At 72.9% G+C, this 9,495-nt stretch carries 7 protein-coding genes; all 7 read right to left on the bottom strand.

Features of this window, described 5'->3' with window-relative positions; all coding sequences use genetic code 11:
• Window positions 1–108 precede the first annotated feature (108 nt).
• The 7 genes from ABZ939_RS21065 to ABZ939_RS21035 all read right to left on the bottom strand — a co-directional run bounded on the left by ABZ939_RS21065 (window position 109) and on the right by ABZ939_RS21035 (window position 9,488).
• Window positions 109–1,323 (bottom strand): glycosyltransferase, encoded by a 1,215-nt coding sequence (locus tag ABZ939_RS21065; protein ID WP_361857096.1) that lies wholly within the window; start codon window positions 1,321–1,323, stop codon window positions 109–111.
• Window positions 1,324–1,547: 224 nt separating this feature from the next.
• The gene (locus ABZ939_RS21060) at window positions 1,548–2,225 is read right to left on the bottom strand and encodes a GNAT family protein (protein WP_361857093.1); all 678 of its coding nucleotides are present in this window, start codon (window positions 2,223–2,225) and stop codon (window positions 1,548–1,550) included.
• A gap of 155 nt (window positions 2,226–2,380) precedes the next feature.
• Complete coding sequence (locus ABZ939_RS21055) at window positions 2,381–4,159, bottom strand: CocE/NonD family hydrolase (protein ID WP_361857134.1); 1,779 nt, start codon at window positions 4,157–4,159, stop codon at window positions 2,381–2,383.
• A 165-nt stretch (window positions 4,160–4,324) separates the two neighbouring features.
• Entirely contained in the window at window positions 4,325–5,257 is a 933-nt protein-coding gene (locus tag ABZ939_RS21050; protein ID WP_361857090.1) for an LD-carboxypeptidase, read from the bottom strand.
• On the bottom strand, window positions 5,254–7,248 hold the full coding sequence (locus tag ABZ939_RS21045; protein ID WP_361857088.1) for a prolyl oligopeptidase family serine peptidase: 1,995 nt from the start codon (window positions 7,246–7,248) through the stop codon (window positions 5,254–5,256). Before ABZ939_RS21045 ends, ABZ939_RS21050 begins: the two co-directional genes overlap by 4 nt.
• 64 nt (window positions 7,249–7,312) lie before the next feature.
• Complete coding sequence (locus ABZ939_RS21040; RefSeq protein WP_361857086.1) at window positions 7,313–8,662, bottom strand: M20/M25/M40 family metallo-hydrolase; 1,350 nt, start codon at window positions 8,660–8,662, stop codon at window positions 7,313–7,315.
• Window positions 8,655–9,488 carry a M55 family metallopeptidase gene (locus tag ABZ939_RS21035; protein WP_361857084.1) on the bottom strand — a complete coding sequence of 278 codons (834 nt, stop codon included), beginning with the start codon at window positions 9,486–9,488 and terminating at the stop codon, window positions 8,655–8,657. The genes ABZ939_RS21040 and ABZ939_RS21035 overlap by 8 nt, the downstream gene beginning before the upstream one ends.
• Window positions 9,489–9,495: the final 7 nt, after the last annotated feature.

Here is a 9,495-nt window from a genome sequence, read left to right as displayed (position 1 = left end):
TGGCGCAGCCAGGATGCGCGTGTCTCGTCGGTCGAGTCGGTGACCGTGCGGAAGACGGTCCGGCGAGCCCGGCCGGTCCCCCAGGACCGGCCGGGCCGTCGGCGTTTCTCAGCCGACCCCGTCGAGCAGCAGCTTCGCGGCCACCGTCGTTCCGTCGGTGCGGATGGTGCCCGCGACGGCGGTCGCCCGTGCGCGGGTCTCGGGGGCCAGGGCGGTCGTGAGCGCGGCGGACAGGGACTCGGTGCTCGGGCTCGTGTCGTCGTGGGCCGCGCCGATGCCCAGCTCGACGACCCGGTCCGCCCAGTACGGCTGGTCCGCCCCCTGGGGGACCACGACCTGAGGCACTCCGGCCCGGGTGGCGGTCGTCGTGGTGCCCGCGCTGCCGTGGTGGACGACGGCGGCCACCCGGCCGAACAGGGCCTGGTGGTTGACCTCGCCGACGAGGAAGCAGTCGTCCTGGTCGTCGATCAGGGCCAGCTCGGCCCAGCCGCGGGCGACGACCACGCGGCGGCCCTGTGCGCGGATCGCCTCGATGGCCTTCCGCGCGACGTCCTTCAGGGAGCCCAGGGGCATGCTGCCGAAGCCCACGTACACCGGCGGGTCGCCGGCGTCCAGGAACGCCACCAGCTCGGCGGGGAGCGGCCGTTCGTCCGGCAGGATCCACGCGCCCGTCTGCACCACGTCGAGGTCCGTCGGCTGCCACGGGGACAGGATCGGGTCCGTGGCCAGCCACGGCCGGTCGGTGAAGGCGTAGTCGCGGACGTTGTCCACCGCTGGCAGGCCGATCGACGCCCGCCGGGTGTTGAGCATCTCGCCGAACATCGTGTTCGCGATCTGGGCGTCCAGATCCCACAGCGCCTGGTTGTCGGTCACGCCCGGCGGCAGCGGCTGACCGCGTCGAGCGGGCGGCCGGCGGTACGGCGACGGCAGGCTGACCGGCTGGTGGGCCACGTGCACGTAGCGGATGCCCAGCTTCTCGGCCGCCGACCGCGCGCCGGCCGTGACCGGCAGGGGGCCGGTCGCCACCAGCGCATCGCATCCCTCGGCCACCGCCGCGACCGTGTCGAGCTGCGCGGCCATGAGATCGGCCGCACGCTGCGCCAGGCCCACCGCCGACCCGGGCGCCACCGTGGTCACCACCTGGCGTACCGGCGCGCCGGTCGGCACCAGCTCCACACCGGCCTCGGCCAGTCGCTTCGCGAACTCCTCGTCCGGCGGGGCGCACACCCGCGCCTCCGCGCCGAGTTCCCGCAACCGCACCGCGAGTCCCGCAATCGGTTCGACGCTCCCCCGCGTCCCGTACGTCGACAACACCACGCGCATTTTTCGTGACTCTCATTTCCGCAGATCCGGCCTAGGCCGGTGATTCTGCGGCACTGCCCGGGTCTTGCCGCAAGCCCCCGGCTGCGTTATAAGTTGATCATGGCAAGGAGCGGGTGCGCCCCCTTGCCCCTTCATCCAGCAAGACGTTCGCGCCGCGCAGGATGACGAGCACAGCACGACGACAGGGCCGCGGGGATCCGCGGCCCTGTCGTCGTCGTGAGTTCTCAGGCGGGTACGAGCGGCCCGCGTGAGGGGGCCGTCGCGGACAGCCGCGCGGTGATGACGGCCCGCACGGCCGGCCACTCCTCGTCGAGGATCGAGTAGAAGGCGGTGCTGCGCACGGCCCCGTCGAGACCGCGCGAATGGGCCCGGTGCACGCCCTCGCAGGTGGCGCCCAGACGCTCGATGGCGGCCCGCGAGCGCAGGTTCCGGGCGTCGGCCCGCATCGAGATCCGCCGTACGCCCCACACCTCGAAGGCGTGGCGCAGCATCAGCAGCTTGGCCTCGGTGTTGATGCCGGTGCCCTGGGCCCGGGGCGAGAGCCAGGTGTTGCCGATCTCGGCGGCGTCGGGGACGGCGGTGGCCGGATCGCCGTGGGGCACTCCGGGTACGGAGGGCCACACCAGCGGCCCCTGCCAGTAGTCGAGCTGCAGGAACCGGGTCGCGCCGACGACCTGCCCGTCGGCCGTGCTCACGACGGCGAAGGGGAGCGCCCGGCCCGCGGTCTGTTCCGCGAGGGCCCGTTCGATATAGACCTGTGCCGTCTCCGGGCTGTGCGGGACGGGAGTGAACGCGTACGTCGTACGGTCCTCGGCACCAGCGGCGGCGATCGCGGCGGCGTGGTGCGGAGCGAGAGGCTCCAGCCGCACGGTGCGGCCGGTGAGCACAACGGGAAGCGGCACGGGGCCTTCGGTCTTTCTAGGAGGGGGGATGTGCCGCCACGCATCGGCGTATCACGATGCGAGAGGCGGAGGCATAGTCTCCGTCCCACTGCCCGCGAAAAGGGAAAAGGACAGGTAAAGAACAGCCGACGGTCCCGTGAATCCACACCCCTGGCCTAACCCACCCGGCCTCGCACGATCGGGAGCTCCAGGGTCCCAGTGTCCTCGGGTGCGCTGACGACGGTGACGGGCTTGACGCCGCGGTTCCCGGAGTACGCGGTGTCGCTCGCGGCGATCACGAACTCCAGCCGGTGGCCGGTCCCGTAACGATGCACGATCCCCGGCAGTTCCACCGTGAAGGGCCGGCTCGCGTCGGGCACGCGCACGGGGGCGACGAGCCGGTTGACCAGGGTCTTCGTTCCGTCCGGCGCGATGTCGTAGACCTTGGCGAAGAGCACCAGCTTGTCGGCGGCGTCGCCGGAGTCCTGGACGCGCTCGGTCCTCGGGGAGACGACCCGGAGCGTGGCCCTCGGGGAGCCGACGAGGTCGACGGGGGCGGTGAGCGGGGCGCTGGTCCAGCCGAGGTAGGTGCCCTTGATGTCGTACGGCCGGGGGTCGGACAGGCCGATCATGCCGGCGAGCGAGGACTCCGAGTGGCTCGTGGGGACCAGCCAGTTGCTGTACGCGCGCGAGCCCCGGGCGACCTTGGCCCGGTTGTCGACGAGCTTGCCGTCGCCCGAGAGGTAGAGCTTCTGGCTGAGGGCCGGGACCGTGGCCGCGGTGCCGTAGCCGCTCTGCCAGGAGCGGTAGTAGGCGAACTCCGGACCGGTACCGGTGCCCCGGTCGTGCCGCAGGTACCGGTCGAACCAGGCGAGGACGCGCTGCCCGACGTAGCTGGTCTCCAGATTGCCCTGTCCGAGGTCGAGTTCACCGGCGGCGGGGTCGGTGATGCCGCCGCTGTGCCCCCACGACTGCCAGATCATCTTGGTCTCGACGCCCCGCGCCTGGAGCCGCTCGTAGGTGTCCTGGGCCTCGTTGAGGTTGAACAGACTGTCGGACTGGCCCTGGACGATCAAGGTCGGCGCCTTGACCCGGTCGAGGTACGAGGCCGGGGAGACGCTCCGGGCGAAGTCGAGCATCTTCGTGGTGTCGGCGGTGGGGTAGCGGCCCGAGTTGAGCAGCCGGACGGTGTCGCAGGCGTCGGTGACGAAGTGCAGACAGCCGAGCGAGTTGATGCGGGTGGGGTCGAGGGAGGGCACGAGCAGGGGCTGGCCCTCGCCGATCAGGTAGAAGCCGTTGGCCCACTGCCATTTGAAGACGCCGGGGGTGGCGCGGTCGGCGCCGTTGGGGGCGAGGGAGTAGGCGAGGTCGTTCCAGGTGATGAGGGGGACGAGCGCGTCGAGCCGGGGGTCGACGGAGGCGGTGGCGAGCTGGATGGCGCCGCCGTAGGAGCCGCCGATCATGCCGACCCGCGGGTCGCCCGTCCCGTCCTTGGTGACGAAGTCGGCACGGGTGCCGTCGTCGGCGGCGCGGGTGCCGCCGAGGAAGTCGACGAGGCGGGTGGCGGCCTGCCCGTCGATGCGCGGATCGTCGAGGGAGATCAGGCAGCCGGACGCGCCGAAGCCGAGCCCGGAGTAGACGAGTCCGACGTAGCCCCGGGCGGCGAAGGCCTTGCCGATGGCATCGGTGGACCCGTCCGCCTTGCTGCCGCCGAACCCGTTGGTGGCGAGCACGGCGGGCGCGGGGTGCGCGGCGTCCACGCCGGCCGGGCGGTAGAGGTCCGCGTCGACGGTGCAGGTGCGGTCGCCGGCCTGGACCGTGAAGGTCAGCGGGGTGACGGTGTACGAACCCGGTTCGGCGCCGCTCGCCGGTGCGGCGAGTGCGAGCGGCGCGGCCAGCGCCGTCGTGGCCGCCAGGGCGAGGAGCTTGCGGGACAGAGGCAGCGCACGGGACACGGAGACGGACACGGGGACCTCCACGCTGAGGATTACCGACTGGTAAGTACCGAGCCGGGCCCATGGTGTGACACGTGTCAGATCCACGTCAACGCGCGTGACAGAGGTTGTTGACGGAGATTCAGTGAAGGTGCCGGAGGGCTGAGGTCTCTTGGGTCCGAACGCTCACGCGAGCGCGGGCACGTCCAGCGTCAGCGTCCCCGACTCCGCGTCCAGGACGCCCGGAACCCCCAGGGGAAAGGTCAGCGCCGTCTCGCTGTGGCCGAAGCCCATCTCCTCCACCACCGGCACCCCGAGACCGCCGAGCCGGTCCGCGAGGACCGCCCGTACCTCCTCGTAGGGCCCGCACTCCGCCCACGAGCCGAGACCGATGCCCGCGACACCGTCCAGCCAGCCGGAGCGCAGCAGTTGGGTGAGGATGCGGTCCAGGCGGTACGGCTCCTCCCCCACGTCCTCCAGGAGCAGCAGGCCCCCGCGGGCCGAGGGGCGGGCGTGCGGGGTGGCGAGGTCGGCCGCGAGGAGGCTCACGCAGCCGCCGAGGGTGACGCCGCGGGCCCGGCCCGGGACCAGGCTGCGGGCGGTGTCCAGGCCGAGCGTCCGTACCGACTCGGGCTCGAGGAGCGTGGCCCGCAGGGACTCCTGGGTGCGGGGGTCCTTGAGGAAGCCGGCCGCCGCGACCATCGGGCCGTGCAGGGTGGCGAGGCCCGCGCGCACGGCGAACGCCTCGTGCAGGGCGGTGACATCGCTGTAGCCGACGAACACCTTGGGCCCCGCGGCCCGCAGCGCCGGCCAGTCGAGCAGGTCCACCATCCGCTGGACGCCGTAGCCGCCCCGCGCGCAGATCACCGCGGAGACGCCGGGATCGCACCATGCCTCCTGCAGGTCCCGGGCGCGGGCCTCGTCCGTACCGGCGAGGTACCCCAGCTCGGGGTGTGTGTCCAGGACATGCGGCGCCACCACCGGCTCCAGGCCCCAGCCGCGCAGCAGGTCGAGGCCGGCCGCGAGCCGCTCCTCCGGGATCGGCCCGCTGGGCGCGACGACGGCGACCCGCGCGCCGGGCCGCAGCCGCGCGGGCCGGGTCAGTGGGGTCGCGGTCACTTCCTCAGCTCCAGGAGGGGGACGTCGGGCCGGGCGATGCCGAAGGTCTGTGCGTACAGCGAGAGTTCGGCCTCCAGGGCGCGGATCATCGTCTCGGCGCGCCGGAAGCCGTGGCTCTCGCCCTCGAAGGCGATGTACGCGTGCGCGACGCCCCGCCCCGCCATGCGCGCCAGGAACCGCTCGGCCTGCGCGGGCGGGCAGATCACGTCGTCCAGCCCCTGGAGCAGGAGGAAGGGCGCGGAGATCCGCTCGACGTGGTCGAGCGGCGAGCGTTCCCGGTAGCGGGCGGGCACCTCGGCGAGCGGGCCGACGAGCGACTCGAGGTACTGGGACTCGAAGTCGTGGGTCTCGTCGGTGGCCCAGCCCAGCAGGTCGAGGATGGGGTAGATGATCGTGCCGCAGGCGTAGACCTCGGAGGTGACGAGGGAGGCCGCGGTGGTCCAGCCGCCCGCGCTGCCGCCCCGGATCGCGAGCCGCGCCGGGTCGGCCGTGCCCTCGGCGGCGAGCGCCTCGGCGACGGCCGCGCAGTCCTCCACGTCGACCACGCCCCACTGCTCGCGCAGCCGCTCGCGGTACTCCCGTCCGTAGCCGGTGGACCCGCCGTAGTTGACCTCGGCGACGCCGATGCCCCGCGAGGTGAAGTAGGCGATCTCCAGGTCGAGGACGAGCGGAGCGTGCCCGGTCGGCCCGCCGTGCGCCCACACGACATAGGGCGGCAGCTCCTCGCCGGGGGCGATCCGGTCGGGGTTGTGCGGCGGGTAGACGTGGGCGTGGATCTCGCGGTCGTCGGGTCCGGTGAAGGTACGGATCTGGGGCTCGGGGTAGTACGCGGGGTCGACCGGGTCGTCGTGGGCCGAGCCGATGACCCGGGCCCGGCCGGTACAGGTGTCCAGCTCCACGACCTCGTACGCGCTGCGCGGGCTGGCGGCGACGCCGACGACGCGGGTGCCGTGCACGGCGAGGGTGGCGGCCCACTCGGTCCAGGGTCCCGCGGCGTCGACGAGTTCGCCGCTGTCGGGGTCGAGTATGCCGAGCGCGGTGGCGCCCTTGCCGTGGATGACCGCGACGAGCCCGTTCTCCAGGGGCTGGAACCAGCTGAGGCCGATCTTCCACAGCGGCCCGCCGAACTCCTCGGGGCGCGGGCAGAGGGCGACCGGCTCACCGTCCCGGCCCGATCGGTAGAGGTTCCACCAGCCGCTGCGGTCGCTGACGTACACCAGCTGCCCGTCGGCGGTCCAGCCGACCTGCGGCACCGACTCCTCCGGTCCGCCGGCGACGGACCGCGCGCCGTGGAAGGTGCCGTCGTCCGCGACGTCGGCGACGAGGGCCTCGGTGCCGTCCCAGGGCATCCGGGGGTGGTCCCAGGCGATCCAGGCCGCCTGCCGTCCGTCCGGGGAGAGCCGCGGACCGGTGACGAACCGGTGGCGTCCGTCGGAGAGTTCGCGTACGGCACCGCGGTCCTCGGCGGCCGATCCGTCGAGGGGTACGGCGGCGAGGACGCGGCGCACGTCAGTGGGCGCGGGGCCGGTGAACTCCTCCAGGACGCACCAGACTTCGCCGCGATCGGGGTGGATCACCGGGTCGGCCCAGCGCAGTCCGCCGCCGACGGTGGAGACGGGGGTGAGCGGCCGGGGCTCCGCTCCGGGGCGGGCGCTGTCCGTATCGGGCTGGTACGCGTACAGCCGCTGGTCGGGGAAATGGCTGAACACCACGAGCGGCCCGCCGTCCGCGCGCGCGACGCCCGCCCAGGGCTGTCCGCCGTACTCGACGACTCTGCTGCGGACGTTCCACGGGGCGGGGAGCACCGACTCCTCGGTGCCGTCGGCCCGTCGGCGGACGAGGGCCCGCCGGCCGCCCTCGGTGGGCCGTGGCGCGGTCCACCACACCTCGTCGCCGACGACGCCGACGTACTCGGGGCGGCCGTCGTGGCGGGCGGCGAGCGCGGCGTCGATGGGGGAAGGCCAGGTGCCGTAGGCGCCCGTGGGTACCATCTCGACTTCCTTTACACGGACTTACGCGGACGTGCGGGTGACGCGGTGTCGCGAACGTACGCGGTTACGCGGATTTCAGATAGTGGTCGAGGACGCGGACGCCGAAGTGCAGGGCGTCGACGGGGACGCGCTCGTCGACTCCGTGGAACAGCGCCCCGTAGTCCAGGCCCGGGGGCAGCTTCAGCGGGGAGAAGCCGTATCCGGTGATGCCGAGCCGGGAGAACTGCTTGGCGTCGGTGCCGCCGGACATGGAGAACGGCACGACGTGGCCGTCCGGGGCGAAGTGCTCGACGGCGGCGCGCAGTCGGGCGAAGGTGGGCGAGTCGACCGGGGCCTCCAGCGGGACCTCGCGGTGGTGGAACTCCCACTCCACGTCCGGCCCGGTGAGCCGGTCCATGGTCTCGGTGAACTCCTCCTCGCCGCCCGGCAGCATGCGCCCGTCGACGTAGGCGACGGCGTGTCCGGGGATGACGTTGACCTTGTAACCCGCGTCCAGCATCGTCGGGTTGGCGCTGTTGCGCACGGTCGGCTCGACCAGTGCGGCGGCCGGGCCGAGCTTCTCCAGGAGCCGGTCGACGTCGAAGCCGTCCGCGTTCACGTCGGTCTCGATGCCGTACAGGGCGGCGAGTTCGGTGAGCGCGGCCCGTACGGTCGGGGTGAGGCGGACGGGCCACGGGTGGGCGCCGATGCGGGCGACGGCGGCGGCGAGGCGGGTGACGGCGTTGGCCGTGTTCACCTTGGAGCCGTGTCCGGCCCGGCCGTGCGCGGTGAGCTTGACCCAGGCGGTGCCGCGCTCGCCGGCGGCGATCGGGTAGAGCGTCATGCCGGGGGCCGGGTGGAAGCTGAACGCCCCTGATTCGCTGATGCCTTCGGTGCAGCCCTCGAAGAGTCCGGGGTGGTGGTCGGCGAGGAAGCCCGAACCGTCCTCGGCGCTGGCCTCCTCGTCGGCGGTGTAGGCGAGGACGATGTCGCGGCGCGGCCGGATGCCGTGGCGCGCCCAGGAGCGGACGACGGCGAGGACCATCGCGTCCATGTTCTTCATGTCCACGGCGCCGCGGCCCCAGACCACGCCGTCGCGGACCTCGCCGGAGAAGGGGTGGACGGCCCAGGCGGCGGGCTCGGCGGGGACGACGTCGAGATGGCCGTGCACGAGCAGGGCGTCGGCGGAGGGGTCGGTGCCCTCGATGCGCGCCACCACGTTGGTGCGGCCCGGAGTCCGCTCCAGGAGAGTGGGTTCGAGTCCGGCGGCGGCGAGGCGTTCGGCGACGTACTCGGCGGCGGGCCGCTCGCGGCAGTCTCCGCCGCCCCGGTTGGTGGTGTCGATCCGGATCAGCTCGGAGGTGAAGGTCACGACCTCGTCGAGCGCCGCCTGGTCGGGCGTCGTGGCGTCTGGTCCCTGACCCGGCTCAGCCATACTGCTCCTCCACCGCTGCGGAGACGATCGTGGTGACCGCCTTGAAGGTGCGAATGCCCTCGTACATCGTGCCGCTGGTGTACGCGACCCGGCGCTCGCCGCTCCGTGCCACGCCGGGCACCACCGTGGCGGCGGCCCCCAGATGCTCGGCGTCGAACTCCAGCTCCACCGTGAAGGGTCCGCCGCGGACCGGCTCGTGCCGTACGGCGAGGGCGGCCGCGGCCTTCGCGGCGGCCCGGATCTCGCTCGCCGTACGCTTCGGGGGCCGGCACACCGCCGCGTACCGCGAGACGTGGTCCTTGACCGCGACCTTGAGCGCCTCGGGCGCGTATCCGAGGGCGTCCTCGCAGGTCAGGTCGTCCCCGGTGACGAGGACGACCGGCACGCCGTACTCCGCCACGACATGGGCGTTCAGCAGTCCCTCGCTCGCCCGCTCACCGTTGAGCCAGACGCCGGTGATGGAGTTGGCGAGGTAGGTGTGCGCGAGGACGCCTTCGGTGCCCGCGCCGGTGTGGTAACCGACGAAGGCGATGCCGTCGACGTCGCCGCGCTGCACCCCCTCGACCATGGAGAGCGACTTGTGGCGCCCGGTGAGCATCTCGGCCCGCTCGTCGAGCTGTTCGAGGAGCAGATTCCGCATGCTCGAGTGCGCCTCGTTGATCAATACCTCGTCGGCGCCGCCGTCGAAGAACCCGAGGACGGCGGCGTTGACGTCCGAGGTGAACATGGACCGGCATCGTTCCCACTGGGGTGTCCCGGGAAGCACGTCGGCGGGCCAGGTGACGCCCGTGGCGCCTTCCATGTCGGCGCTGATCAGGATCTTCACGAAACCC

Source organism: Streptomyces sp. NPDC046712 (assembly GCF_040645695.1).
Lineage (GTDB): Bacteria > Actinomycetota > Actinomycetes > Streptomycetales > Streptomycetaceae > Streptomyces.
The sequence above is the reverse complement of the archived record's forward strand: the minus strand, read 5'-3'. Positions and strand labels throughout refer to the sequence as shown.

Excerpts from the sequence above, each read along its gene's own strand:
- ABZ939_RS21065 (WP_361857096.1), bottom strand. The coding sequence starts at position 1,323 with ATGCGCGTGGTGTTGTCGACGTACGGGACGCGGGGGAGCGTCGAACCG.
- ABZ939_RS21045 (WP_361857088.1), bottom strand. The coding sequence starts at position 7,248 with ATGGTACCCACGGGCGCCTACGGCACCTGGCCTTCCCCCATCGACGCC.
- ABZ939_RS21040 (WP_361857086.1), bottom strand. The coding sequence starts at position 8,662 with ATGGCTGAGCCGGGTCAGGGACCAGACGCCACGACGCCCGACCAGGCG.